A 26,181-nucleotide genomic window follows, 5' to 3' on the forward strand; every position below is an offset into this window, starting at 1 on the left:
CTCCGCGTGGGAATGCAGTCTGAACCGCTCTGCGGTTCGGGTTCGGGACGCCGGAGCGTCCCTCACTGGGTTCCCACGCAGAGCGTGGGAACCATAAGAGGAAGTTATTTTTTGCCAAATCCTAAGCATCAATGCTTGACCATCGTGTAATGCCGGTTCAGGTAATCGACGATCACATCGCGCTGTTCGGCCGGGATAGCGGCCTTGTTGAAATCGATCATTCGTTCCACGGTCGGCCGCCAATCGCTACGCCGGTTCGCCGCCTTATCCATCCGATACCAACTGTGGCAAGCGGTGTGGCAATTCTGCTCGAATGCCGCCGCGCCGGGTTCATCCGGGTAACCTTTGGGATGACGTAACGGCGGAGTAGTCCCACCCGGTGCCACGGCAACAGGGGACGCTTTAGCTGAAGCTATGGTTAACGCATCCTTAGGCTTGATCACACAAGCGCTCAATCCGGCGGCCGCATTTTTCGACCAGTTGCTCGGTGTCGGCAGCGGAAAGCTCTGGATATTGCCGGTAGCCGGATCGAGCCGGAACAGCTCGTAATTGAACATCGTCGAAAACCAGACCTTGCCGTCAGCCGCAACGGTCAACGCCAACGGCGACTCCTCCTCGGCGGGGATAGGGAACTCAGTGATTTCGCCGTTGGCGGCAATCCGGCCGATTTTATTGCCGTGCCATTCGGTAAACCACAGATTGCCTTGGCCGTCGTCGGCTAGAACCGACGGATGAGCGCCGGGAGTCGGGATGGTATAGCGCTTGAATTCCTTATCGTGCAGCAGCCAGATAGCGTCGCCCTCGGCCAGCCACAAATCGCCCTGCGCATCGACATGCAGGCGGGTAATGATTCGGCCTATCTCGGACGGAAGAGTAATGCGCTCGAAACGCTGATCGCGGAACGCATACAGCGCGGCCTGCTTTTCATCGTCCTGGGTCAGCGACACCCAGCCCTGCCCGTTGTTGGCAAACGCCACGTTGGGTGCAACGGCGCGCGTCACTTCCAGAGGAAAAATCTGCTTCGAAGCATCCGGGCTGATTTTCACCAGCTGCATAGCGCCTTCCTGGCCGCAGCACGGCCCGGCCAATATCCACAGATTGCCCTCGCCGTCGATAGGCAAGACGAAACGGCCAAAGCTGCGGCCGGGCAGCTCGACCTCGGTAAACAGGCGGTCGCTACGCGAAAAACGGACAACCTTGTCCGAATTGAAGATCAGCGACCAAACCAGGCCGCGTTTATCGTCCAGCGCCAAGCCGTTGAAACCGAAATCGAATTTGTAGCTAAAGCCGTCTTGGTTATTCCGGTTCAATACCGCCGAATTGGCCTGGGTGGTGGGCAAATATTCCTCGAAACGACCGCTGTTCGGCTCAAGCCGGCCCAGCCGGACATCCTCATAATGGGCAACCCAGATATTGCCGTCCTTATCCTCGGCGATACTGTCCGCGCCATAGACCGGCCCGCAGGCGGCGGCGAAACAGTTTTGCGTCAATACTGCCAGCAGAGCGGCCGACAGCCAATAAAGTATCTTTTTCATAATAGAGCCCCTTGCTCAGTGAAAGTAGCTGGTAACATTATCGACAAACCGGGTTTTTCTGGCCGGATCGGCCATGATCTCGGCAAACTCGCTCAACAGGCGGTCGTAAACCGTTTTTTTCAGGTGGCAATAGCGGGCGGGCGGCTTGAACACGTCGCCTTCGCGCAAATGGGAGATCACATAGCAGCTGCCGCCGCATAGCTGCTTCGCCCAGCAACCGCTGCAATGCGGGTTTTTATCGACCGAAGTTTCCTTGAACGAGCGGCAAAGTTCGCTGTAATTGGCGTTGAGCGGCTGGTCGTCGTTGACGTTGCCGACGCAAAACTCCTGGTAGCCGACAAAGCGGTGGCAGGGATATAGCTCGCCGTCGGCGGCGACCGCCAGCACGGTTTGTCCTGCGTTGCAGGGCCGCGGCCGGTATTGGCGGCCGAACAGCAACTTGCACAGTTCGCTGGTGTATTCGTTGAATTGAGGGTTGGCGCTATCCGCCAGCGAACGCAAGCTTTCCGAGTTAATTTCGACGATCTCATCGACCAGCGTTTGGTGTTCATGATCGGTGAAGCCCAGCGCATGATTATCGTCGACATCGACGGTGCTCAAGCCGACACCGCCTTTGCCGGCCAGTTCGGAATTATGGCTATAGATTTCTTTTAACCGGCCGAAGCTGTTTTTGGTCATGATGGTGCGGATGGTATAACGCGAGCCTTGTTTCTGGAGATCGCCGATAGTGCGCACGGTCTTGTCGTACGCCGAGAAATTGCCGCATGCAGGCCGTTGCGCATCGTTAATGTCCTTGGGACCGTCGAGGCTGACGGTCAGGGTATCGATGTTTTTGCTAACAAAATCGGCAATTTTGCTGCTCCAGACAGTGCCGTTGGTGGTCATGTTAAACACCGTGCGGATGCCGAGCGGTTCGGTCTTGGCCCGGACGCGATCGATGATTTTTTGGATCAGCGGCAGGTTAAGCAAGGGCTCGCCGCCGAAAAAATTGATCAGGTAACCGGGGTTCTGATCGGTAATGAATTTATCGATAAAATTGTCGGCAGTGCGTTCGTCCATAATCATTTTGCCTTTGCGATATTCGCCGCCGCCGTCGCCGTAGCAATAGCTGCAAGCCAAGTTGCATTCCTGGCTGACGAACAAATAAAAACCGGTCAACCGGCTGCTCTCGCCTAACAGGTTGGTTCTTGAGTCGGGCTCGTCCGGTAACGCCGCCTGCAAAGCCAGCGCAATGCGTTCGCGTTCCATCGGCGGCAGCGCGTACCAGGATTGTTCGTCTTTTTCCAACGACAACACGGTCGCGGCAATGTCGGGCGACAGCTCGAAAAACTTGGCAGACGGGCCATGGAAGCCGACAGGACCGATCCGTGTGCCTAATACATGAAATTCCTTCAGTAATTTTTCCATCAACAAACTCCAACATAAGAGGGGATCGGGAAACCCGAAGACTTCCCGATCGAATGGCAAGGTTAGTGTGCGCAATCCGTATCGCACATAGGTCCATGACAGCACATTGCCGTATGGATGCTGTTTTTGATAGCGACACTCAGATCGTCGATTTTGATTTCATTTAACATGGTTGATACCTCATTATTAATGCTGCCCTTAAGGGCGAAATGCGGACAGAATCCTCTTTGACGCCGTCCGCTGGAGCGCCGGTTATGTTGACCGACGCTCCGTTACTTCCAAACGATGAAACATTTGGAAACAAACCGATACCGTCCGGGTATCGGAGGCACCGGGTTACCCCAGCGCCGCAAACAGTTTTTAGAACTCAAGCCCTAGTTTGATGAAACCGATCCGCGGTTCGTTATAGACGCCTTGGCCGCGAGATTCGTACTGCCGATCGAGGATGTTGTTAATACCGGCGGTCAAATCCAGCGTCTTCTTGTTGCCGATCGGATGCCGGTAGGTGGCGTTGATGTCGGCCACGACATAAGACCCCAAGGCGTAACTAGATTGATTAAAACTGTCGCCGCTGATGAAACGCCTGCTCGCATAACGGCCTTCCAGACGGCCGCTGATACGCGAGGAGTCGAACAGCAGGCCGAAAGCCGCTTTATGTTCTGGAACATTGGGCAATTGATAACCTTCTTGCGGCAGCCCGCTGGCTGTGGCCGACAGCGGCGCTGCGGTTCGGGCAATGGTGTGGGTGTAGTTGGTAAACAGGCTGAAGCGATCGGTGATCTGCTGCGTCAACTCCAGTTCCGCACCGTAGGTATGCACCTTGGCGAGGTTTTGGGATTGAAGGATGGTTTTATTGCCGGCGCGGGTACGCGATGACAGAATATAGTCGGAAATATCGTTGAAAAAACCGGTCGCGGCGGCATGCAGACCGAACGGGGTGTCAAAATCGATACCCAGATCGTAACTGTCCGAGGTTTCCGGTTTCAGACCGGCATTGGGTTGTAATTCAACAAATGCGCTGTTCACGCCGCCGACCACGGCGCTGGGTTCGGGCGCACGGAAACCGGTGCCGATACTGCCGTGAACCGAAATATCGTCGTTGAATTTATAGCGGATGCCGCCCCTGGGATTAAAGGTTTCGAACGTGGTTTTGCTGAGCCGCTGTGTGTTGGGCGTGGCAATATTGGCGTTGATGTCGTAGTTGAACCAGTCGTAACGGCCGCCTATCGATACGAACAGCTTTTTGGAAAGCTCCAGTTCGTATTGCAGATACAAGCCGTGGTTCTGAATTTCCGCATTGCGGCGATCTGTTTCAACGCCGGTCAGGGTGGTAATGTTACGAACCTTGGTCCAATCCTGGGCTGCGTTATAGCCGAACAGCAGGGTATGGCCTTGCGCAGGCATCCAGCGGGCCCGCACTTCTCCGGTGAGCTTCTGCGCATCTTCGAATAAGGTCGTACTCGGCGTGATATTCGTGGTCGTCGACGGATAAAAATAATTGTCGAAGGTCAGGTCGGCGACATGGCTGCGATGGCTGACCGTGCTGGTCACATCGAAGCGGTCGGAAAAATCGTGTTTGAACTCCAGGCTGTACTGACCGTATTGGCCGTTTTGCGGCGTATTGACCCGGTCGAACGCCAGGTCGGATTCGTCCATATAATTGAACGCAAACTTCAGCTTCGATTGTTCGGACAACCGGTAGCCCAGGCGTCCGCCGAGCATGGTTTTGTCCCAGCCGCCGTTTTGCAGCGAATGCGATACCGTCCCGGTAGAGCCGGGAAAAAAGGCGGGGGCCGGTGTGCTTTTATAGCCTTCCGAACTCAGGTGTTTGACGTTGAGCTGGTAACTGAAGTCGTCCAAGGTGCCGCCCGTCGATGCGCCGCCGCCATAAGTGGGCAAGCTGTCGAAGACAAAGAACGGCCGCGTCACATTCTTTTCCTTGGGCGCTTCCTTGGTAATGACGTTGACCATGCCGCCCATCGCATTGGGGCCGTACAGCGCCGAACCGGCGCCGCGAACGACTTCGACCCGTTCGACATCGTCCCAGTCGACAGTCTGCAAGGTATTGCGGTTGCCGATACCGGTGTCCAGGAACTCCGCATATTGGCCGTTGACCAAAACCGAGGAACGGCGCGAGCCGGTGCCGCGAATATTAAGCGTCGCAATGCCGCTCGTGCCGCTACGGGCGATATCGACGCCGGCCGCCCGCGTCAGCACATCGGTGGTATCGCGGCTGTACATGTTGGCGATCTGTTTTTCGTCGATAACCGCCGTGGTGGCGGTCACCTCCGATATAGGGCGCTCGGTTTTGGTGGCGGTCACCACGATCGTATCCAATTTATGGACGGCGTTTTTTTTATCCTCGGCAACGTCATTGGCGCCGGCCGGTTCGACACGCTTGACCGCAACGGTATGATCGTCGGTAAACCGGTAGGCAAGCCCCGATTTATCCAGCAGGATTTTCAGCGCCTGTTGCGCCGTGTATTGCCCGGCAAGCGGCGGCGATGTTTTTCCCGACATCGCATCGGCGGCGTAGAGAATTTGTACGCCGGTTTGTTGCTCGAACTGCTCCAGTGCGGTTGCCAACGGTTGAGAGGGAATGTCGACGCGCAGTTTCTGTTCGGCCAGTACATTCTGGCAATAGAACAGACCGGCGATTAACGGTAAAGCGAGTTGTTTCATGTTGGGGGAGTCCTTGGTAAATTTTTAATGTGACTCCCTAACGACGTTTCAGCATTTCCAAACTGGACACTATTTATTGATTTTTTTTAGTATCGATTCGGCACAGTGTTTGTGTTGGATCGCAGATGACGCTGATAATTATGATGAAATAGGATTTTCATTGAATGATCTGTGATCATCATATTCATCTGCGTCATCAGCGTTCCGTTTTTCTAACTGCTGAAGCAGTCAAAAAACCTTCAAGCTGTTGAACTTAAAAAATATCGCAGGCTCGAATGATAGTCTTTATAATCGTTCGCCATGAGCCTACAAAATCGCATAATCAACCATTTCACAAACAGCATTCAAGCCCAGCAGGATACGATGACCAGCCTCGGCGAACTCATCGAGTTCGCCTCGCAACGACTGGTCGCAACCTTACTGAATGATAAAAAAATAATCACTTGCGGCAATGGCCGTTCGGCGGCCGTCGCCCAGTTGCTGTCATCGGCCATGCTTAACCAGTACGAACGCGACCGGCCTTCGCTACCCGCCATTGCCTTGACCACCGACACAACCACCATCACCGCCATCGCCAACGACTATCATTTTGACGATATTTTCGCCAAGCAGCTGAGAGCCTTGGGGCAAAGCGGCGATATATTGGTTGCTTATACCGACGGCAACAATTCGGCCAATATCGCCAAAGCCATTAGCGCAGCCCACGATAAAGACATCACCGTCATCGCCCTGACCGGCAATAACGGCGGCATGATTGCGCCGTTGCTCCATGAAATCGACATAGAAATTCGCGTACCGTCAGACTCCAGCATACATATTCAGGAAGTACATGCATTGATTACCCATTGCTTGTGCGACTTAATCGACCATCAATTATTTGGCGGCTGAATCATGAAAACGCTGTTATTACTGCTGCTGGCACACAGCCTTTTTATTTCCGGCTGTTCAACGATTACGGCGGGCGGAGCCGAAATTACCGGGCTGTCGTTATTAAACGACCGCCGCAGCCGCGATGCCATCTTGGCTGACGAGGCTATCGAAGATAATGCCGGCGCCAAGCTGAATGCCTATTACGACTTGCGCGACAAATGCCACTTTAATATAACCGCCTACAACGGCGCGGTGCTGGTCACCGGCGAGGCGCCCAAGGAAGAATTTCGCAGCCGGATTATCGACATCGTTCGCGTCATTCCCAACGTGAAACTGGTACACAACAAGCTGACTATTGCCCAGCCCAGCCCTTTTAATTTCCGCGCCAACGACACGCTGATTACCGGCAGAGTCAAAACCGCGTTAACTCAAATACCCGGATTCGATGCATCCTGGGTAAAAGTCATCACTGAAAAAAGCACGGTTTACCTGATGGGACTGGTGCATAGAAACGAGGGTGCTGCCGCCATAGACGCGGCCAGACACCAATCCGACGTCAACCAAATCATTACGGTTTTTGAATACATTGACTAATATAGCCCCCTTACCTGCCGGTTTCTTAAATCTGTTAGCTGAGATTTTTGCTGCCGAAGATATTCTGACTGCGCCTGAAGATTGCTGGACTTACGGCTATGACAACAGCCGTCGCCATGTGCTGCCTCAAGCCGTAGTTTTTCCGACCACGCATGAACAGGTCGTCAGCGTCGTTAACGCCTGCAACCGGTTCCATGTTGCGCTGACCGCCAGGGGACGCGGCACCGGCACCACCGGCGCGACCACTCCGCTTAAAGGCGGGCTGATTGTGTCGCTGGAACGCATGAACAAACTGGTCGAATTTTCTCCCGATAATCGCTACATCATCGTGGAACCGGGCATGACCAACCAGCAGGTGCAGGACATCGCCAAAGAGCGGGGCTTTTTCTGGCCGCCCGATCCGACCAGCGCCGCCTTCTGTAGCGTCGGCGGCAATCTGGCCTATAACTCCGCAGGTCCCAGAGCGGTAAAATACGGCACGCCCAGGGAAAATACCTTAGGACTGCGCGCCGTCACCGGTGCGGGCAAGGAAATCCGCGTCGGCGTCCATACCAGCAAAGGCGTGGTCGGTTATGACCTGACCCGGCTGATCCTCGGTTCGGAAGGAACGCTGGCGATTATTACCCAAGCCACCTTAAAACTGACGCCGCTGCCGGAAGCGACCAAAACGCTCCGAGCCATCTACAATTCGGTTTTCGATGCAGCCAAAGCGGTTTCCGCGATCATGTCGCAACCGGTGATTCCCTGTGCGCTGGAATTTATCGACGGTAATGCGATCAACATGATTCGGCAATATTCGGAATCCGATCTGCCCGAACATGCGGGCGCGATGTTAATGATCGAAGTCGATGGACAGCTGGAAGGGTTGGACAGGGCCGCTGAAAAGGTGGCCGCTGCCGCCAAAAATGACGGACTGTTGGATATTAGACTGGCTCAGACTGACGCCGAAGTCAAAGCGCTCTGGCAAACACGGAAAGCGCTGTCTCCGGCGTTGCGCAAGGTGGCTCCGAAAAAAATCAATGAAGATGTGGTGGTCCCGGTTACCGAAATGCCTGCGTTGATAGCGGGATTGGGCGAGCTTTCAAAGAAATACAACCTGCCCATTATCAACTTCGGTCATGCGGGCAACGGCAATATCCATGTGAATTTATTGCTCGATCCTGATCAGCCCGAACAAGGCAAAAAAGCCCACGCGTGCCTGGATGAGATCTTTTCGTTGGTGCTGGCGCTAAACGGCACACTGTCCGGCGAGCATGGCGTAGGTCTGGAAAAGCGGGATTTTGTCGATCGGGAACTGGATGCGAATTCTCTGGAACTGATGCGGGACATCAAGCGCCAATTCGATCCGAACGGCATACTCAATCCGGATAAGATGTTTCCGCTGGTTTAATAATTTTCACCACGAAGACACGAAGAGCACGAAGTTTATGTTTTTTTCTTCGTGCTCTTCGTGTCTCGGCAATTGCTCCTTCATTGCTCTACCTCCTGCATCCATGCAAGTCGTTCGTGGTGAATAACAGACCTGAATACGCACAGTTTATCCATATAACTCGCTGCTGCCGTCCATGTCGCCGGTCTGGCTGTATAGCAACGGCCGCCCCTGATTAAGCGTTGCCGCAGCGACCACTTTGCAAACGGCGATTTTATGGTCGCCCGCATCGGTGTAATGACTCACCTGGCAGTCGAAATAAGCCAAACTTTCGGATAAAACCGGCGCACCGGTTTCGGCTTGTTGCCATTGAAATCCTGCCATTTTATCTGGAGCGGACCGGCCAAAATGCTCCGCCAGCGCATACTGCTCCCGCCCCAGCACATTGACCGTACAAACGCCGCTTTCCTTCATCAATTGATAGGAGTAATGCTCGGGATTAATGCTGATCGCCAGCAACAGAGGATCGAAAGACACCTGCATCACCCAGGCCGCTGTAAAGGCGTTTTGCCGCTCGCCAACGCCGACACCGATCACATAAACACCGTGATTGATCTGTTTAACCAATGTCTCCGCATTTTCAATCATGTTAGTGAACCAGCTTGATGCGCATGGACAAATCGACCGCCCTGACATGCTTGGTTAAGGCGCCGATGGAAATATAATCGACGCCTGTTTCGGCAACAACCCTGATATTGTCCAGGCCGATATTGCCGGAAGCCTCAAGTTCTATGGCTCCGGCATTCAATTTTACCGCCGCAACCATATCATCGAAGCTGAAATTATCGAGCATGATCCGGTCAGGCTTTGCCGCGACAGCCTCCAAAAATTCCTGCATGGATTCGACCTCCACCTCCACAGGAACCGAGGTCAATTCACGCGCCGACCGGATTGCCTGGGCTATGGAACCTGCCGCTATGATGTGGTTTTCCTTGATCAGGACCCCGTCATACAACCCGATCCGATGGTTATAACAACCGCCGCAGGCGACCGCATATTTTTGCGCATTTCGGAGACCCGGAATGGTTTTACGGGTATCCAGCACTTTACAGCCCGTGCCGGAAACCTCGTCGGCATATTGTCTGGCAACCGTTGCTGTCGCAGACAAGGTTTGCAACAGATTCAGCGCGGTGCGTTCGCCGGTCAGTAATCCTCTCGCCGCTCCGCTGAGTGTGCATAAAAGCGTATTTTTACCGACCGACTCGCCTTCAGCGACCAGCCAGTTGATCTTAACGCTTCCATCCAGAGATTTGAATACCGCATCAAACCATGCCTGACCGCAAAGCACCATGTCTTCACGGGTAACGACTTCGGCTTCAGCCGTCATCGCTTCAGGAATGATGGCTGCGGTTATATCGCCGGAACCGATGTCTTCTTCGAGGAAGCGTTTTATGTCTACCATTTTCGATTGTTCTGTCATAAGCTCATTAATTTTGAAAGTACTCTTTCGGTGATTTTTTCTTCACTAGCCTTAACAAGGGCGGCCTGCCCTAAGCGCAGCTTTTCCGCCAACTCGGCCACTTGAATTTCAAATATTTTTGCTCCGCTTTTTCCGACAAACAGCATATTTTCGGCATTTTTCCAAAGCAACTTGCCCCATTGCCGTCCCGATTCCGAAGTGAATACGACCCAACTTCCCTCGGCAAGAATGTTGGCCTGCGCCGAACTATGGTCCGCTATCGTTTCGGCTTTTATTTGCCCGCCTTCGACAGACGCCGTACCGGCTTTATCAATATCGCCTAGCGTTTTTTTAGCTTCTTTTTTATCCATTAAGATAATATGCCATACGGCAAGATCTTTAAAAAAACGCGACTGTGCGGATTTATCGTATGAAATTTTCTTCAAGCCGTGCCTTAATTCCGCAATCAGTCCCGGCAACAATTTTAATATCTGCTTTCTTTCATTATCATTTGCCGGAGCAATGACGCTTACAATCAGCTCATCCATGGCCTGCACCGATTTTTCCCACTGTTCCGGCTGCTCGTCTTTATGCGTATAAGCATCCAGCAAAACATCGGCCCAAACACCCCGTAGAAATTCGACTATCGCTGTCGGCAGCTTTTTGCCCTTCATGCTGTTTTCAATGGCTGTAGCGACTATTTTCCTGCTTGAGTCCAATGCTTGTTTATTTATCATAAACTGTCTGGCGTTCTGTTCGATATTCTGACTGCGCTGTTTTTGCTTGTTCAGGTAGCCGGCAAATTCTTCCGCCTCCGCCATCCAGCCGAAAAGTTCAAATCCACTATGCCTGGTCATCTTTTTAACCGCGCTTGCGATACGCGCCTGAATTAACCGATCGTCATCCTCATCCGCATTTAAAAACATCCCAGCCGCAAACAAGTTATCCAGTAACAGCCGGACAGAATTACCTTCGCTTGTAAAAATGCTGTATTGTCCCACAGAGGCCGCTGCCAGCGGAATTTCCAACCGTAAAATAGCTGTTTTTACAGAATCTTCGAGCAGTTTATCCTGCTCTATTTCGCTAAAAATTAAAGCCACCAAATCCAACACGTCTTCATCGTGTTTGGCCAAAACCCTGACATCGACGCTAAAACTCAGCTCCTCCAGTTTTTTGAGCACCCGCCATTTTAACGGCTGCTTTTTTTCACCCGGCTCTGAGTCGTCATTAACCAGCTGAAGGACTTGCAATGCATTTTTTATTTCAAACTGCTGGTAACATAGGTTTCCGGTAGCTGAAATCAGATCGTAAGCGGAAGGAAAATGAGCCAATCGCCATAACTCCAGTTTTTCCTGTAATAGCCTAAACTCCGCACTGGGCTGTTCAGCGTTCGCAGCAACCGGCTCAACCGCTTCCCGGATCTCGCCTACCAAGTATAACGGCGTCGGACTCGGCACGCCGCTACGCTGTGCTACTTCCTGCATCCGTGCAGTCGCAGCGGTTTCGCACCGTGTCATTAGCTCGCCATAAATAAATCCCAGCTGACTAAAGACATTGGCTTCAAATGCCTTATACAGCGCAATCCGTGCATCCGTATTTAACTTCAGAGGCTTAACGACCTCAACCAAGGCGCGAACCAACTTTTCCGGGAATATCGGATTTTGACCGTCCGCAATAGCTTGTTTGCCCCGTTGGAGCGTAAGATGCTTATTAAGAGCGGTCAATTCTTCATAATATAAACGCTCACACTGACGGATGATCTGGGTAATTGCATGATTTTCTTTTACCGCATCATCTCCGATTAGCGAAATTTTAGAAAAATCCAACTGTCCGCCTTCGCCATCATCCGCTTTTTGATGATGGTCGTCGAAAAGATCGCTAACTTTGGACAAATAGTTTTGCTTAATGTCTCTTCGAATTAAACGAAGATATTCCAGCAGCTTTGTATATTGATCTTTGCCCATTTTTTCGCGATTTCTGCCTAACTGCAAACCGAATTCAAGATCGATTCGCATACAGCAATCCTCAACCGCTTGCTCAAAATGCTGAAAAAAAATCGGCTTAATTTTGCCTAATATCCCGGCTCTACTCACATTACTCAAATCTGAATTTACTTGCTGCCGGTTGCTCATAGCAACAGTTCTACTGTCATTTAAAAATAAATTAGTCATCACCTAGTCCCCCAATAGTGTTTTGACTAATAATATGCGTATTGATCCTGAATACTGTGCTTTATTTCCGTTTTTCACTTCTTAACTAGCCCATGAATATAAACCAGCACTGGTTAACCGACATTACCCGGACTCCTTCACCCAACTTTGATGAAAGGTCTGACCCTGCGGATATTTCATTACTGGTGATTCACTGCATCAGCCTACCGCCCGGCGAATTCGACAATCATTATATAGACCGGCTGTTTTGCAATCAGCTTGATCCTGACGATCACCCTTATTTTAAAGACGTTTATCAACTCACCGTATCGGCTCATCTACTGATTAAGCGCGATGGCGTATGCGTTCAGTACGTACCGTTTGACAAACGCGCGTGGCATGCGGGGAAATCTATATATGAAGGCCGGGAACGGTGTAATGATTTTTCTATCGGTATAGAACTTGAAGGCACCGAACTTGTCGATTATACCGACCGGCAATATGTGCAACTTGCTACGGTCATTCGCACTTTGCTTGAAACTTACCCCAAGCTATCGACACAACGCATTACAGGGCATAGTGATATTGCGCCTGGACGAAAAACCGATCCTGGCGCATCTTTTGACTGGCAAAGACTTTTAGGACTATTGAAGTAACCGAAAAATGGAACGCGGATGACGCAGATATTTATGATGACCGCGGATAACCTCAAATTAACGATCAGCTGATTTTTCAGAATAATTCAAAAAAATCTTACTCAATCATAATCATCTGCGTCGCCTAAAGGCGCCTACTTTTGGCATCCGCGTTCTATTATAAATCCGGCTCTTTCGGATGCACTAAGCCGAACGACTCCGCCAGCATTAACACCACGCCCAAGGTAATGGCGGAGTCTGCGATATTAAAAGCGGGCCAATGCCAGGACTCGTAATAAACATCAAGAAAATCGATCACATAGCCGTAAGCCAAGCGATCAATCAAATTGCCGACCGCGCCGCCTAAAACCAGCGCCAAAGCCACCGCCAGCAAGGTCTCGTGTTTTTTCAAGCGGGTCAGCCAAACCGCTATGACCACGCTGATCATCAAGGCCAATCCGGCAAAAAACCAGCGCTGCCAGCCACCGGCTTCACTGAGGAAACTGAAAGCCGCGCCGGTATTGTGTACATAGGTCAGCTTAAAAAACGGCATGATCGGAATGGATTCATACAGCTTCATGGAACCCGCAATGGCAAGCTTGCTCCCTTGATCCAGAACTAATGCCAGCAACGACAACCACAACCATTTCAACATAATGAAATCACGCATAGTGCCGGTGTTCGCCATCACCCGCTACGTTTTCCACGCAACGGCCGCACAGTTCCGGGTGTTCCGCTTGCTTGCCCACGTCAGGCCGCTGGTGCCAGCAACGCACACATTTGTCATGTTCGGAAACGACAACTTTTAATTTAATACCTTCAATTTCAGTCTGAATAGCCTCTTCAGGCGCATTGTGTTCAGCGATGACCGAAGCATTGGAGGTAATAAAGATAAAATGCAGCTCATTCGACAACTGCTTTAAGACATCAAAAAACTCGGCATTACAGTACAGTTCAAGTTCCGCATTCAGCGAGGAACCGATGTCGCCTTTGGCTCTGCTTTTTTCCAGTTCCTTGCCGACAGCGGCTCGAACGGCCATGACTTTTTGCCAGAACTCGCGGTTAAAAGCGGAATCGTCATCCAGTTCAACCAGACCCTGATACCAGGTTTCCAAAAACACTGATTCGCTACGCTCGCCCGGCAGGTATTGCCAGATTTCATCGGCGGTATAACTGATGATCGGCGCCAACCAGCGGGTCAGCGCTTCAAGCACATGGTACATCGCGGTTTGCGCCGAACGCCGCGCCAAGCCGTCGGCTTTTGCTGTGTATTGACGATCCTTGATGATGTCCAGGTAAAAACCGCCCAGATCGATCACGCAAAAATGATGCACTTTCTGAAAGATATGCTGAAATTGATAAGTGTCGTAAGCCATTTTGACTTCTTCCTGCAACGTATACGCCCTATCCACAACCCAGCGATCCAACGCCAGTAAATCCTTATCTTCGACCGCATGTTGCGCCGGGTCGAAATCATCGAGATTGGACAGCAAAAAGCGCGCGGTATTCCTCAAGCGTCGATAGCCATCCGAGGTGCGATTAAGAATTTCATCCGATACAGTCATCTCGCCGCGATAATCGGTTGCGGCAACCCATAAACGCAATACATCCGCGCCCAAATTTTTCATCACCGATTGCGGAGCGACTACATTGCCCTTTGATTTGGACATTTTCTTGCCGTCGGCATCGACGGTAAAGCCGTGCGTCAACACAGCCTTGTACGGTGCAACCTCATTCATCGCGACCGAAGCCAGCAACGATGACTGGAACCAGCCGCGATGCTGATCGGAGCCTTCCAGATACAAATCGGCCGGAAAGCTCAGCTGTTCGCGCTTTTCCAACACGCAGGCGTGGGTTACGCCGGAGTCGAACCAGACATCCAACGTATCGGTCATTTTGTCGTACTGCTCGGCTTCAGCTCCCAACAGTTCAGCCGCTTCCAGTTCAAACCAGGCTTCTATGCCTTGTTGTTCGATGCGCTGAGCCACCTGCTCAATCAATTCAGCGGTGCGCGGGTGTAATTCCCCGGTTTCTTTGTGGACAAAAAACGTAATCGGTACGCCCCAGGTGCGCTGACGGGAGATACACCAGTCAGGACGGCCTTCCATCATGCTTTCAATGCGCGCTTGACCCCATTCAGGAATCCAGGCGACGCGCTTGACTTCATCAAGCGCCTGTTCGCGCAGTTTGTTTTTATCCATCGAGATGAACCACTGCGGCGTGGCCCGGAAGATAATCGGGGTTTTATGCCGCCAGCAATGCGGGTAGCTATGCAGTATCGCTACGTGATGCACCAATTTACCTTGTTGTTCGAGCACTTCCAGGACATGGGCATTGGCGTTGAACACATGTTCACCGGCAAAGATTTCCGTGTTCGGCAGGAAAACGCCGTCGTTGCCGACCGGGTTATCAACCGGCAAGCCGTATTTCAAACCGACCACATAATCGTCCTGTCCATGTCCCGGCGCCGTATGCACCGCACCGGTACCGGCCTCGGTGGTGACATGATCGCCCAGAATGACAGGCACTTGCCGATCATAAAAAGGATGTTGCAATAACTGATGCTCCAGCTCTGCGCCTTTGCAGTAAGCGACTACATGGTAGTTTTCGATGTCGTAACGCAGCATCGCATCTTTAAGCAGGGCTTCTGCAACGACCAGACGCTCTTTGTTGCCGTCTTTTTCGCATTGCACCACGGCGTATTCAAGGTCGGGATTTAACGCAACGCCCTGGTTTGCCGGCAAGGTCCACGGCGTGGTCGTCCAGATGACCACCGATAACGGCCCGGATCCTTCATGCTCAGGCACATGATGGCACCGGCTCAAAAATCCGTCTTCATCAACGACCTGAAAACGTACATCGACCGCAGGTGAATGTTTGTCTTCGTACTCGACTTCCGCTTCAGCCAACGCAGAACCGCAATCGGTACACCAGTGTACGGGTTTGGCGCCTTTTGCTATGTGGCCGTTCTGGCTGATTTTGCCTAGCGAGCGCACGATGTCGGCTTCAAAAGCAAAGTCCATGGTTAAATACGGATGCTCCCAATCGCCTAAAATACCCAGCCGGATAAAGGCCTCTTTTTGTATGTTGACCTGCTTTCCCGCATATTCGCGGCAGGCTTTTCGGAAAACGGCGGGGGATACTTTAACGCCCGCTTTACCGATTTTCTTCTCTACCTGTAATTCAATCGGCAAACCGTGACAATCCCAGCCCGGCACATAAGGCGCATCGAAACCGCTTAACGATTTAGATTTAACGATGATGTCTTTTAACACCTTGTTGACCGCATGGCCGATATGAATTTCGCCATTGGCGTAGGGAGGGCCGTCATGCAGAATGAATTTGGGCCTTCCGGCAAATTCCTGCCTGATTTTGTTATACAAGTCGGCTTCGTTCCATTTTTTTAGACGTTCCGGCTCACGTTGAGCCAGGTTGCCTTTCATCGGAAACGCAGTGTTGGGTAAATTCAGTGTTTTTTTATAATCCATCGTCATAACAATTAAACTCGGCAAAAATCTTTATCACCAGGGAGGGGGGATATACTGCAAGCGTGCAGGGAGCTAAGCGCGGCTTTGGCCTCAGCCACATCTTTCACAATCTGGACTTTAAGCTCATCCAATGACTGAAAACGCATTTCATCCCTGATCTTTTGTTTGAAATGCACTTCCACATAACGTCCGTAAATTTCTCTATCAAAATCGAACAAATGCGCTTCCAATATTACCTTTGAACCGCCATCAACCGTGGGCCGGGTGCCTACATTCGCAACACCGTCAAACTCGCATCCATCAATACCGGTCATGGTCACGGCAAACACGCCGTTAACGGGGGTGTTTTTTCTAAACATTTGTATATTGGCGGTGGGATAGCCGATGGTTCGTCCGCGTTTGTCGCCATGCGCCACACGTCCGCAAACAGAATAACAGCAACCGAGCAATTTCTCAGCCAAAGCCAAATTACCCTCGCCCAACGCGTCCCTGATCAGGGTACTGCTGACTCGAAGCCCGGTTACTTGATAAGAGCCGGTATCTTCGACATCAAAACCGAATAGCTTGCCCTTATCCTTGAGCATGGCAAAATTTCCGCGCCTGGCCTTGCCAAAGTGAAAATCATCCCCGACAACCAGATGCTTTATATTCAATTTTTTTACTAAAACATCTTCAATAAACTGTTCGGCATCACAGTCGGCAAAATATTGATTAAATCGCAATATCAACAAATCATCAACGGGCAATTTAGAAAACTGGATTACTTTTTCCCGCAAGCGCATCAACCGTGACGGCGCATTTTCCCCCAGAAAATACTCCAGCGGCTGCGGTTCAAAGGTCATAACAATGACAGGCAAATCCAATGCCGCGCCTCGCTCAGCCAGCTTTTTTATCACGGCTCTATGCCCCAAATGCAGACCGTCAAAATTTCCAATCGTCAATACACAACCGTTTTTTAACGGTTCTAAATGAGATAATCCTCTAATTAGACGCATGAATGTGGTGAATTAAAAAAAGCTTTATTCTACCATGTGTCGGTATTGCTTGGATTCAAATCATAATAACTGAATCATGCACTCAAAAAAAAAGCCCGGTGGAATCCCACCGGGCTTTATATTTTCAAATCAGCAATGATTTATTTCATCATTGATTTTTTGAACATGCTGTCCAGTTTGCTGTTTGTGTCTTGAGCATACTGAGCTGCACGGTTAGCAGCAGCTTCAGCAGAAGCAGCTTGTGAAGAAGCTGAATCAGCAGCGCTTTTTGCACTAGCAGCGTCAGCAGATGCTTGTGCAACTGAAGTTTTCAAACCATCAACTTGTGATTGTAAGTTTTCAATGTCTGAAGTGCTTGCGCAACCAACAACCAAGCTAGCAACCAGAGCAACCATTGATAATTTCATTACTTTTTTCATATTATTTTTCCTTCTTAAAGTTATTACAACAAAAAAACGCTTACTAGCTTTAATTTTGCACTGTTTTTAAATTATTTTCCAGTTTTATTTTATTTTTACTACGGTTCCTTTGTCCAGCCATTGGCTTAAATGATCAATCTGACCGTTAGTCAACGCGATACATCCATGTGTCCAATTCATCGATTTATGAATTTTTTCATCCGCCCGCCCCAACCCATGAATGCCGATTCGCCCACCCAAAGGCGTGTTTTGCGGCGGCACTTGATGAAACCGATGAGCGGTTATAATGCTGTTATAAGCCACTTGATTAATAACTCCCTCTTCCAAGGCCTTTTGGGCATCCTCTGCGGACGGATAAGTTAAGCCGAAAAATTTTCGAAAAGAACTGCTCTCGCCAACCCAGCCGATCCTGTAACTTCCAAAAGGCGTAACGTTATCACCCTGATGACTTTTAAACCCGGCACCTCCTCGACCAATAGCAATATCATTTATGGTCTCAAGCGTCTGCATGCCTTTTTTTACCTCAATAGTGAGCGCTTTCGTGTCCACTAAAAGCCAGACATCATCATCCGCAATTACTGCAAAAGAAAACAAACTACAACACAGCAATAAATAAATTCGCAACATAAATGCTCTACACTAGATAAGAATTTTGGTGTACTTTAGTCACCATGTTAATTGTCGAATTAAGGATCCAGCATGCAAATAGAAACTATCACAACGCATCCATACAACGACCAAAATCCAGGCACATCCGGACTTAGAAAAAAAGTTAAAGTATTTCAACAGCCCGGTTACCTGGAAAATTTTGTTCAATCAATTTTCGACTCGTTGCATGGCTTTACCGGAAAAACGCTGGTACTGGGTGGAGATGGGCGATATTTTAACAGACCGGCCATACAAATCATCATCAAGATGGCAGCAGCCAACGGTTTCGGTAAACTTATTATAGGTCAAGGCGGGCTACTGTCTACCCCGGCGGCTTCACATATTATTAGAAAAAATAACGCATTCGGCGGCCTGATTCTTTCCGCCAGCCACAATCCGGGCGGCCCTGACGAAGATTTCGGCATTAAATACAATGTCGGCAATGGCGGCCCTGCCCCGGAAAAATATACCAACGCATTTTATCAGCGCAGTCTTACTATCGACAGCTACAAAACCGCCCAACTCGAAGACATAGACCTGGATCGCATCGGCACTCAGCAAATAGAGGGCCTTAACATTACTATCGTTGATCCGGTGACTGATTACGCGGAACTCATGCAGTCTATTTTCGACTTCAACTTACTCAAACAAAGCATCAGCTCAGGTTACATCACCCTGCTCTTTGATGCGATGCATGCCATTACCGGCCCTTATGCAAAAAGAATACTGATAGACATCTTGGGCGCAATACCTGATTCAGTCATTAATGCCGAACCGCTGGAAGATTTCGGCGGCCATCACCCCGATCCCAATTTGGCGCATGCCCAGGAATTGGCCGAACGCATGTTCAGCCCGGCAGCGCCTGTTTTCGGCGCGGCATCCGACGGCGACGGCGACCGCAACATGATTACCGGCAGCAACATTTTCGTAACGCCCAGCGACAGCTTGGCCATTATGGCGGCCAACGCGCATTTAATTCCGGCTTATGCTCAAGGCTTGCGCGGCGTGGCCCGCTCCATGCCCACCAGCCAAGCGGTTGACCGCGTCGCCGCCTGTTACAACATCCCCTGCTACGAAACGCCGACCGGCTGGAAATTTTTCGGCAATCTGCTGGACGCAGGGAAAATCACCCTGTGCGGCGAAGAAAGCTTCGGCACAGGCTCGGATCATGTAAGGGAAAAAGACGGTCTATGGGCGGTATTATTCTGGCTGAATTTAATCGCCAGAAAACGCCAATCTGTTGCCGACATCGTGCATGAGCACTGGCAAAAATTCGGCCGGGATATTTATTGCAGACACGACTACGAAGCCGTAGAAATGGATATCGCCAACGGCATTGTTGAGCACTTACGGTCCCAGTTGCCCGCATTGCCGGGACAAACCTTCGGCGAATATACGGTTAAATATGCCGATGAATTCAGTTATGAGGACTCGGTAGACGGCAGCGTCAGCAGCAATCAAGGTATACGCATCGGCTTTGAAAACGGCTCCCGCATTATTTTCCGTTTATCGGGAACCGGAACCGTCGGCGCAACCTTAAGAATCTATCTGGAACGCTTTGAGGCGGATGCATCCAAGCATGATCAGGATGCCCAAGTGGCCTTGGCGGAGTTGATCGGCCTTGCCGAGCAGTTTTGCGAAGTCAAAAAACGCACCGGCAGGACTGAGCCTGATGTGGTGACTTAAAAAAAGCAGATGAAAGGCACAAGGCGAAAGGCGCAGCGTTTGTCTTTCGCCTTTTACCTTTCGTCTTAAACTTCCATATTATGCGCAATGCCGTGCAATGAACAAATCAACAATACACCCATCGCAATCAACGCGATCTGCTGCAACGATGTCTTCATATCGGTCTTTTTATGCAACGACGGTATCAAATCGGCTACCGCAATATAAATAAAGCTTGAGGCCGCCAGCGCCAGAAAGTACGGCAAGCTGTCATGCAAATCTTCCAACCCGAAGTACGCCAACACGCCGCCCAAAACCGTGGTTAAACTGGCGAGCATATTGTAGAAAAGCGCTTTGCTTTTGGAATAGCCGCTGTGCAACAAAATTGCAAAATCCCCCACCTCCTGAGGAATTTCGTGCGCGGCAACAGCCAGGCTGGTAACGATCCCCAGATGCACATCAGTCAAAAACGCCGCAGCGATTAAAACGCCATCGACAAAATTGTGGATGCCGTCGCCGAGAATAATCAACGCCCCGGCTGACTTGGCCATGCCGTGACTGTGACTATGCCCGCGGTCATGTTCGTGCTCATCTTCATCGCCGTGCGCCTCGCAATCGCCGGAATGACAATGCCGCCAGATCAGTAACTTTTCCAGTACAAAAAAACCGAGCACGCCCGCTAAAATTGTCCCGGATAACGCTTGAAACTGCTCAGGTTTAATTTGTGCAAAGGCCTCGGGAATCAAGCCCCAAAAGGCGACCGCCAATAACGCGCCAATCGCAAAACTGATCCCGTGCGGCAACACCGCGGCCCTGCGATGATCAGGCAACAATAGAAAAACGGCGGCCGCCATAACGCTTAACACGCCGCCAACCGCCGTAAAGATGATAATTAATATCAGTAAACTCACTCTTTATTCTCTCCAAATCAGCGTAGCCATACGCCCTGTTTGTTTATCCCGGCGGTAGGAATAAAACCGTTCCTGTTCGGTGACGGTACAAAAACCGCCTCCGTAAATCTTATCGATGCCCAACGTAGCCAGATCAATTCGGGCCAGCTGATAAATATCCGCCAGCCACTTGTCGCTGCTTTGCTGTTTAAAAGCCGTTATGAATGCTGGTGATTTTTCCAGAAAAGCATCCCGCACTTCTGCTCCTACTTCAAAGCGGTCAGGGCCGATTGCAGGCCCCAGCCATACCAGAAAATCCCCCCTGCCCCCCCTTTTGCAAAGGGAGGAATTGGAATCGGCAGCGTCGAACTGACCAGCCTCCCCCTTTGCAAAAGGGGGATCGAGGGGGATTTGCATTGAGGTGATCGTATTGCCGATCACGCCTGCCAGCAAGCCCCGCCAACCGGCATGAATGGCGGCCACTTGGCTTCCGTCTGTCGCGCAAACCAGTAGCGGTAAACAGTCCGCCGTCAGCACCGCACATACAACCTCCGGCTCAGCCGTATAACTGGCATCGGCTTGTTGCAAACCCCCGCCACCCCCCTTTTGCAAAGGGGGGGCGGGGGGATTTGCAACCTGTACCGCTCGATTGCTGTGTATTTGATCCAGCCAAACCGGATCGCCAGGCAAACCCAGCAACTCTTTAATAAGCTGCCGGTTTTGCTTAACCCGCTGAGCGTCATCGCCCACATGCATCGCCGGATTAAGGCTGGCGTAAACGCCGCAACTGCCCCCCCCGGTACGTAACGTAGTCGCCGCGTGAATATTGGCCGGGGCAGGCCAGTCCGGGGTCAGCCAGTGTTTAGTCCCGCTCATTTTCCGCCAACGCTTCCAACAACCGAATCATATCCTCCGGCAGCGGTTGTTCCCATTCAAGATATTCATCGGTAACCGGATGCTGCAAACCCAACTTTGCCGCATGCAAGGCCTGCCGCTTGAAACTGCGCAATTCTTTTTCCAACTGTTCGCTGCAATCGGGCGGCATTTGAAAGCGTCCGCCATAAACCTGGTCTCCCAGCAGCGGAAAACGAATATGCGCCATATGCACCCTGATCTGGTGGGTACGGCCGGTTTCCAGCTTAACCTGAACCAAAGTATGGCGGGTAAAACGCTGACCAACTCGATAATGGGTCACGGCATGCTTGCCATTTTCCCTGACCGCATAGCGCTTACGATCGGTAGGATGCCTGCCGATAGGTTCGTCCACCGTACCGCCTGCCGTCATGCGGCCACGGGTAATCGCCAGATATTCGCGGGTAATGTCCCGGTCCTGTAGCTGTTGCGTCAGACTGTTATGGGCTTGCAAAGTTTTTGCAACCATCAACAGTCCGCTGGTTTCCTTATCGATCCTGTGCACAATACCCGCTCTGGGCAAGGTCTCCAGGCTGGAATCATGATTCAGCAAAGCGTTTAACAGCGTACCGTTCCAGTTTCCTATCGCCGGATGCACCACCAAGCCTGCCGGTTTATTCACAATCAGCAGGCTTTCATCTTCAAAAATAATTTCCAGCGGAATTGGCTCCGGTTCGGCGGTTATTACTATTTCCGCCTCGGCATCCAACGCTATCGTTTCGCCCCCGACCAGTTTGTCTCTGGGCTTGAGTGTCAGCCCGTTGACCTGCACTCGTCCTGATTTAACCCAGCTTTGCAGTTTACTACGCGAATAATCCGCAAACAGTTCCGCAAGCACCTGATCTAATCGCATGCCGGCCATTTCAAATGGCACTTCTTCCGTTAATCTTGTCATAACAAGTTCTTCTGATTAACCCATTGTTAAGTTATACTCGCCGGATACCCAAGTCATCTCAAGTATCGCAGTTAAATCCAGCGAGAAAAACCCCTTATATTACAGCGTGTCGTTAGCACTATGCGATTAATTTTAATTAAATTTTTATTTATCTGTTGTTTAGGCCTGTCTCTTCAGGGCTGCGAGACGCTTAAAAGCCTCGGTTCCGGCGATTCCGACACCGAAGACGAATATGCCGACTGGAATGCCGAGAAGTTTCGAGGCCAAGCCAAAACGGCGCTGGATGCAGGCAATTATGACAAGGCCATCAAGCTCTACGAAGCGCTTGAATCCCGCTATCCTTTTGGCGATGAATCCGCTCAGACACAGCTGGACATTGCTTACGCTTATTACAAAAACAGCGATCCTGAGGCCGCCATCGCCGCCGCCGACCGCTTTATCAAAATCAATCCGCGCAGTTCCAGCGTCGATTATGCTTATTATTTAAAAGGCCTGGTTAATTACAATCGCGGCATAGGCTTTATCGATCGCTTCCTGCCTACCGATACTTCGCAACGCGACCCTGGAACGGCCCGTGACGCCTATGACAATTTTGCCGAACTGACTCGCAGGTTCCCCAACAGCAAATACATAGCCGATGCCCAACAACGCATGATTGAGCTTAAAAACAATCTGGCGATGTATGAAGTCCATGTCGCCCGTTTTTATATGAAACGCAAAGCTTATGTTGCCGCCATCAACAGGGCCTCTACTGTCGTTGATAAATACCAGCGCACGCCTGCCGTTCCCTATGCGTTGCAAATTATGCAGGAAGCCTACACTAAACTTGAACTGCCGGATCTTGCCAAAGATACCACCCGAGTCTACGAGTTAAACTACCCGAACGGCCCGCCGGTGCCCGAGCATAAAGACTCGACCTTTTCGCACAAGGTTTGGGATTTTATCGGTTTGGAAAAATAGACTTTATTTTTTATACACCACGAAGGCACGAAGAACACGAAGGAAAAATAAGAGACTTCGTGTTCTTCGTGCCTTCTTGGTAAAGCTTTTTAATCTTCAATACAAATCCACCGGATCGACATCCAGCGACCAGCGCACTTTTTTTGCCTGTTTGAGCTTTTCAATTTTCGGCATCAGCACATTAAGCAACGCATGCAGCTCCGGTCGCTTGCCGCTCTGAAACAGTAATTGGTAGCGGTAAAGTCCCGCACGTCTGGCCATGGGCGCGGCAACCGGCCCCAAAATATCGGTATGACCTTTGGTGTATTCCCGCGCCAGTTCAGCAACCGCATGCAGAAACAGCTTCGGCATCTCGGCATCCAGGGCCTGGGCCCTTAATAACGCCTGATAACTGAACGGCGGCAATGACGCATCCTTGCGCTCCGCCAACGCGGTCTTGGCAAAACTGTTGTAACCCTGCCTGATCAGCGTTGTTAATAGAGGATGCTCCGGCTGCCGGGTTTGCATAATCACTCGACCGGGTTTTTCCGCTCGTCCCGCGCGGCCTGAGACCTGTACGATCATTTGCGCCAGCTTTTCCGGGGCATGAAAATCAATGCTGAACAAGCCGCTGTCCACATCCAGTATCGCCACCAGCGTCACATTGGGGAAATGATGGCCTTTCGCCAACATTTGCGTACCCAGAATAATATCCACCGAACCCTGATTGATTTGCTGCAAATAATTTTCCAATGCGCCTTTGCGCTGAGTGGAATCCCGGTCCAGGCGAACAATCGTTTTACCGGCGAATAATTCCGCCAGCACTTTTTCCACCCGCTCAGTGCCCAGTCCCAACGGCGTCAATTCCCCGGTTTTGCAGGCGGGACAGTGCTTAATCAGGCGTTGTTCCTGCCCGCAATGATGGCAACGCAATATCCCTTCATCATAATGAATCACCAGATTGGCATCGCAACGCCCGCAACGCGCAACCCAGCCGCAACCATGACATATCAGGGTGGGCGCAAAGCCGCGCCGGTTTAGGAACAACAATACCTGCTCATTTCTTGCCAGGGTTTTGTGTATCTCCGCAACCAGCGCTTCGGACAGCCCCTCCTGCATTCTTTTGTTCCGGATGTCCAACAACTGCAAGACCGGCGCAGTTGCATCTCCCGCCCTTTCCGGCAGATGCAGCAAGCGGTAACGCTTGTTATCGACGTTATGCAGACTTTCCAGCGCAGGCGTCGCGGAGCCCAGCAATACCGGAATATTTAACAGCTTGCCGCGCACCACGGCGACGTCGCGGGCGGAAAAACGAAAGCCTTCCTGTTGTTTGAACGAGGCATCATGCTCTTCATCGAGAATGATCAAGCCGGGATTTTTTAGCGGCGTAAACAAGGCGGATCGGGTCCCCAATAAAATGGAACATTCACCCCGCTGCATGGTAAGCCAGGCACAAGCGCGCTGCCGGTCGGTCAATTTGGAATGCGAAATGGCAATGCTGACGGTAAATCGTTGCCTGAACCGTTCCTCAAGCTGGGGCGTCAGGGTAATTTCCGGCAACAACACCAAAACCTGCTGACCCCGTTCCAGCACGGTACGGATAATCTGCATATACACTTCGGTTTTGCCGCTGCCGGTCACGCCCTCCAGCAAAAAAACGCCAAATTGCCCCAGACTATCGCATACCGCAGTTATCGCCGCTTGCTGCTGCGGGTTGCACTGCAAGGCCGTGTTTCTGATGATTGATTCCGAAGCACTTGCCCCGAACTCTGATGATGCGGCAAGCTGTAGTAATTGCCTGTCTACCAGCTGCTTTACCGAAGTGCGCCAGTTTTCATTCCATTCGGACAGTTCCGCTTCGGACAAACTGTGTTGGTGTGCCTGAAATTTTTCCAGTACGCTTTTTTGTTTGGGCGTCCGCTTCAACAGCTCGCTATCAATAGCTTTGCCCGCGTCAGTCAAGGCATAGCGTTTTTCTGCTTGAATAACGACTGATTTTCCTTGGCGTAGCGCCACCGGGAAAGCCGCGCTGAAAACTTCGCCTAACGGATGATGGTAATACCGACTGGCCCAATGCAGCAGCGCCAAGTCTTTTGTTGATAATAACGGCTTTTCGTCCAGTATCCGTTCGACACGTTTTAACTTACCGATTGCTACATCGCTATGCTGAACGCACTCGACCAGAAAGGCGATTTTTTTAGCTTTCCCAAACGGCACTTCCAGGCGAATGCCCGGTTTGATATGGGCCGACTCAAACTGTTCCGGGGCGAGATAATCAAATAATCGATAAACAGGAACGGCAATGGCAACCCTGAAAATCAGCTCATTCCCGTTTTGCAACTTGGCCATAATGTTTGAAGTATTTTTGATGTTTTAAGGCTAAGTCTCTATACGATTTAGACTATTTGAGTTACCCACAGAATCTGTGGATAACTCTGTGTAAAAATAGTTTTTAACAACGCTTACTAGCGGTTTTTATTACAGTTTTGTTACATTGAACACTTTTAAGCCGACAATTATTTCTACTTACTTTTCAGCTACTTAACAAATAACACTTGTCAGTAAAAAGCTTTCGCCCCCATTCTTAACTTTAACTCCACGCTAATATGCAGATAGAGTCGAGGCCTGT

21 protein-coding genes are annotated in these 26,181 nt (G+C 50.9%); 6 read left to right on the forward strand and 15 right to left on the reverse strand.

What is annotated here, in order from left to right:
* Positions 1–128 precede the first annotated feature (128 nt).
* The 3 genes from METTU_RS07405 to METTU_RS07415 all read right to left on the reverse strand — a co-directional run bounded on the left by METTU_RS07405 (position 129) and on the right by METTU_RS07415 (position 5,624).
* Positions 129–1,535 (reverse strand): Vgb family protein, encoded by a 1,407-nt coding sequence (locus tag METTU_RS07405; protein ID WP_006890685.1) that lies wholly within the window; start codon positions 1,533–1,535, stop codon positions 129–131.
* Between the two features lie 15 nt (positions 1,536–1,550).
* Positions 1,551–2,942 (reverse strand): radical SAM/SPASM domain-containing protein, encoded by a 1,392-nt coding sequence (locus tag METTU_RS07410; RefSeq protein ID WP_006890686.1) that lies wholly within the window; start codon positions 2,940–2,942, stop codon positions 1,551–1,553.
* Between the two features lie 360 nt (positions 2,943–3,302).
* Positions 3,303–5,624: a TonB-dependent receptor gene (locus METTU_RS07415; RefSeq protein WP_006890688.1), complete on the reverse strand. Its 2,322-nt coding sequence runs from the start codon at positions 5,622–5,624 to the stop codon at positions 3,303–3,305.
* Positions 5,625–5,924: 300 nt separating this feature from the next.
* Here METTU_RS07415 and METTU_RS07420 point away from each other — a divergent pair, with 300 nt between their 5' ends.
* Genes METTU_RS07420 through METTU_RS07430 form a run of 3 tightly spaced genes read left to right on the forward strand, consistent with a single transcriptional unit; the run spans position 5,925 to position 8,478 of the window.
* Positions 5,925–6,512 (forward strand): SIS domain-containing protein, encoded by a 588-nt coding sequence (locus tag METTU_RS07420; RefSeq protein ID WP_006890689.1) that lies wholly within the window; start codon positions 5,925–5,927, stop codon positions 6,510–6,512.
* A gap of 3 nt (positions 6,513–6,515) precedes the next feature.
* On the forward strand, positions 6,516–7,088 hold the full coding sequence (locus tag METTU_RS07425) for a BON domain-containing protein (RefSeq protein WP_006890690.1): 573 nt from the start codon (positions 6,516–6,518) through the stop codon (positions 7,086–7,088).
* Positions 7,081–8,478 (forward strand): FAD-binding oxidoreductase, encoded by a 1,398-nt coding sequence (locus METTU_RS07430; protein ID WP_006890691.1) that lies wholly within the window; start codon positions 7,081–7,083, stop codon positions 8,476–8,478. The genes METTU_RS07425 and METTU_RS07430 overlap by 8 nt, the downstream gene beginning before the upstream one ends.
* 147 nt (positions 8,479–8,625) lie before the next feature.
* On the opposite strand, the gene METTU_RS07435 is transcribed toward METTU_RS07430, so the two are convergent.
* From METTU_RS07435 to METTU_RS07445, 3 genes are read right to left on the reverse strand one after another with little or no spacing between them, the layout of a single operon-like run.
* A complete protein-coding gene (locus METTU_RS07435) occupies positions 8,626–9,105 on the reverse strand; it encodes a flavin reductase family protein (protein WP_006890692.1) in 480 nt (159 codons plus the stop codon).
* Position 9,106: 1 nt separating this feature from the next.
* Positions 9,107–9,937, reverse strand: coding sequence for a carboxylating nicotinate-nucleotide diphosphorylase (gene nadC / locus METTU_RS07440; protein ID WP_006890693.1), 831 nt, complete (start codon positions 9,935–9,937; stop codon positions 9,107–9,109).
* Positions 9,934–12,087 carry a DUF1631 family protein gene (locus tag METTU_RS07445; protein WP_006890694.1) on the reverse strand — a complete coding sequence of 718 codons (2,154 nt, stop codon included), beginning with the start codon at positions 12,085–12,087 and terminating at the stop codon, positions 9,934–9,936. Before METTU_RS07445 ends, nadC begins: the two co-directional genes overlap by 4 nt.
* A gap of 92 nt (positions 12,088–12,179) precedes the next feature.
* On the opposite strand from METTU_RS07445, the gene ampD reads away from it, so the two are divergent.
* A complete protein-coding gene (gene ampD, locus METTU_RS07450; protein WP_006890695.1) occupies positions 12,180–12,722 on the forward strand; it encodes a 1,6-anhydro-N-acetylmuramyl-L-alanine amidase AmpD in 543 nt (180 codons plus the stop codon).
* Positions 12,723–12,879: 157 nt separating this feature from the next.
* Here ampD and lspA read toward each other — a convergent pair whose 3' ends face one another.
* The 5 genes from lspA to METTU_RS07475 all read right to left on the reverse strand — a co-directional run bounded on the left by lspA (position 12,880) and on the right by METTU_RS07475 (position 18,230).
* Positions 12,880–13,356, reverse strand: a complete 477-nt coding sequence (gene lspA / locus METTU_RS07455; protein WP_174269942.1) for a signal peptidase II — start codon at positions 13,354–13,356, stop codon at positions 12,880–12,882.
* A gap of 7 nt (positions 13,357–13,363) precedes the next feature.
* Positions 13,364–16,195: an isoleucine--tRNA ligase gene (ileS, locus tag METTU_RS07460; protein WP_006890697.1), complete on the reverse strand. Its 2,832-nt coding sequence runs from the start codon at positions 16,193–16,195 to the stop codon at positions 13,364–13,366.
* 5 nt (positions 16,196–16,200) lie between these two features.
* Positions 16,201–17,184: a bifunctional riboflavin kinase/FAD synthetase gene (ribF, locus tag METTU_RS07465; protein ID WP_006890698.1), complete on the reverse strand. Its 984-nt coding sequence runs from the start codon at positions 17,182–17,184 to the stop codon at positions 16,201–16,203.
* Positions 17,185–17,324: 140 nt separating this feature from the next.
* Positions 17,325–17,603: an Lpp/OprI family alanine-zipper lipoprotein gene (locus tag METTU_RS07470; RefSeq protein WP_006890699.1), complete on the reverse strand. Its 279-nt coding sequence runs from the start codon at positions 17,601–17,603 to the stop codon at positions 17,325–17,327.
* An 84-nt stretch (positions 17,604–17,687) separates the two neighbouring features.
* Positions 17,688–18,230 carry a L,D-transpeptidase family protein gene (locus METTU_RS07475; protein WP_006890700.1) on the reverse strand — a complete coding sequence of 181 codons (543 nt, stop codon included), beginning with the start codon at positions 18,228–18,230 and terminating at the stop codon, positions 17,688–17,690.
* Positions 18,231–18,302: 72 nt separating this feature from the next.
* On the opposite strand from METTU_RS07475, the gene METTU_RS07480 reads away from it, so the two are divergent.
* Complete coding sequence (locus METTU_RS07480; RefSeq protein ID WP_006890701.1) at positions 18,303–19,937, forward strand: alpha-D-glucose phosphate-specific phosphoglucomutase; 1,635 nt, start codon at positions 18,303–18,305, stop codon at positions 19,935–19,937.
* A gap of 65 nt (positions 19,938–20,002) precedes the next feature.
* Here the strand turns inward: METTU_RS07480 and METTU_RS07485 are convergent, their stop codons facing one another.
* From METTU_RS07485 to rluD, 3 genes are read right to left on the reverse strand one after another with little or no spacing between them, the layout of a single operon-like run.
* Entirely contained in the window at positions 20,003–20,827 is an 825-nt protein-coding gene (locus METTU_RS07485; protein WP_006890702.1) for a ZIP family metal transporter, read from the reverse strand.
* A 3-nt stretch (positions 20,828–20,830) separates the two neighbouring features.
* Entirely contained in the window at positions 20,831–21,682 is an 852-nt protein-coding gene (locus METTU_RS07490) for a purine nucleoside phosphorylase YfiH/LACC1 family protein (RefSeq protein ID WP_006890703.1), read from the reverse strand.
* Positions 21,669–22,613, reverse strand: a complete 945-nt coding sequence (rluD, locus tag METTU_RS07495) for a 23S rRNA pseudouridine(1911/1915/1917) synthase RluD (protein WP_006890704.1) — start codon at positions 22,611–22,613, stop codon at positions 21,669–21,671. Before rluD ends, METTU_RS07490 begins: the two co-directional genes overlap by 14 nt.
* A gap of 120 nt (positions 22,614–22,733) precedes the next feature.
* Between rluD and METTU_RS07500 the strand changes: the two genes are divergently transcribed.
* Positions 22,734–23,573 (forward strand): outer membrane protein assembly factor BamD, encoded by an 840-nt coding sequence (locus METTU_RS07500; RefSeq protein WP_006890705.1) that lies wholly within the window; start codon positions 22,734–22,736, stop codon positions 23,571–23,573.
* A 96-nt stretch (positions 23,574–23,669) separates the two neighbouring features.
* On the opposite strand, the gene METTU_RS07505 is transcribed toward METTU_RS07500, so the two are convergent.
* Positions 23,670–25,901 (reverse strand): primosomal protein N', encoded by a 2,232-nt coding sequence (locus METTU_RS07505; protein WP_006890706.1) that lies wholly within the window; start codon positions 25,899–25,901, stop codon positions 23,670–23,672.
* Positions 25,902–26,181: the final 280 nt, after the last annotated feature.

Source organism: Methylobacter tundripaludum SV96 (assembly GCF_000190755.2).
Lineage (GTDB): Bacteria > Pseudomonadota > Gammaproteobacteria > Methylococcales > Methylomonadaceae > Methylobacter_A > Methylobacter_A tundripaludum.

Excerpts from the sequence above, each read along its gene's own strand:
- METTU_RS07500 (WP_006890705.1), top strand. The coding sequence starts at position 22,734 with ATGCGATTAATTTTAATTAAATTTTTATTTATCTGTTGTTTAGGCCTG.
- METTU_RS07490 (WP_006890703.1), bottom strand. The coding sequence starts at position 21,682 with ATGAGCGGGACTAAACACTGGCTGACCCCGGACTGGCCTGCCCCGGCC.
- METTU_RS07505 (WP_006890706.1), bottom strand. The coding sequence starts at position 25,901 with ATGGCCAAGTTGCAAAACGGGAATGAGCTGATTTTCAGGGTTGCCATT.
- METTU_RS07410 (WP_006890686.1), bottom strand. The coding sequence starts at position 2,942 with ATGGAAAAATTACTGAAGGAATTTCATGTATTAGGCACACGGATCGGT.
- METTU_RS07415 (WP_006890688.1), bottom strand. The coding sequence starts at position 5,624 with ATGAAACAACTCGCTTTACCGTTAATCGCCGGTCTGTTCTATTGCCAG.
- METTU_RS07445 (WP_006890694.1), bottom strand. The coding sequence starts at position 12,087 with ATGACTAATTTATTTTTAAATGACAGTAGAACTGTTGCTATGAGCAAC.
- METTU_RS07475 (WP_006890700.1), bottom strand. The coding sequence starts at position 18,230 with ATGTTGCGAATTTATTTATTGCTGTGTTGTAGTTTGTTTTCTTTTGCA.
- METTU_RS07470 (WP_006890699.1), bottom strand. The coding sequence starts at position 17,603 with ATGAAAAAAGTAATGAAATTATCAATGGTTGCTCTGGTTGCTAGCTTG.
- rluD (WP_006890704.1), bottom strand. The coding sequence starts at position 22,613 with ATGACAAGATTAACGGAAGAAGTGCCATTTGAAATGGCCGGCATGCGA.
- METTU_RS07425 (WP_006890690.1), top strand. The coding sequence starts at position 6,516 with ATGAAAACGCTGTTATTACTGCTGCTGGCACACAGCCTTTTTATTTCC.
- METTU_RS07480 (WP_006890701.1), top strand. The coding sequence starts at position 18,303 with ATGCAAATAGAAACTATCACAACGCATCCATACAACGACCAAAATCCA.
- ribF (WP_006890698.1), bottom strand. The coding sequence starts at position 17,184 with ATGCGTCTAATTAGAGGATTATCTCATTTAGAACCGTTAAAAAACGGT.
- lspA (WP_174269942.1), bottom strand. The coding sequence starts at position 13,356 with ATGTTGAAATGGTTGTGGTTGTCGTTGCTGGCATTAGTTCTGGATCAA.
- nadC (WP_006890693.1), bottom strand. The coding sequence starts at position 9,937 with ATGACAGAACAATCGAAAATGGTAGACATAAAACGCTTCCTCGAAGAA.
- ampD (WP_006890695.1), top strand. The coding sequence starts at position 12,180 with ATGAATATAAACCAGCACTGGTTAACCGACATTACCCGGACTCCTTCA.
- METTU_RS07420 (WP_006890689.1), top strand. The coding sequence starts at position 5,925 with ATGAGCCTACAAAATCGCATAATCAACCATTTCACAAACAGCATTCAA.
- METTU_RS07435 (WP_006890692.1), bottom strand. The coding sequence starts at position 9,105 with ATGATTGAAAATGCGGAGACATTGGTTAAACAGATCAATCACGGTGTT.
- ileS (WP_006890697.1), bottom strand. The coding sequence starts at position 16,195 with ATGACGATGGATTATAAAAAAACACTGAATTTACCCAACACTGCGTTT.
- METTU_RS07405 (WP_006890685.1), bottom strand. The coding sequence starts at position 1,535 with ATGAAAAAGATACTTTATTGGCTGTCGGCCGCTCTGCTGGCAGTATTG.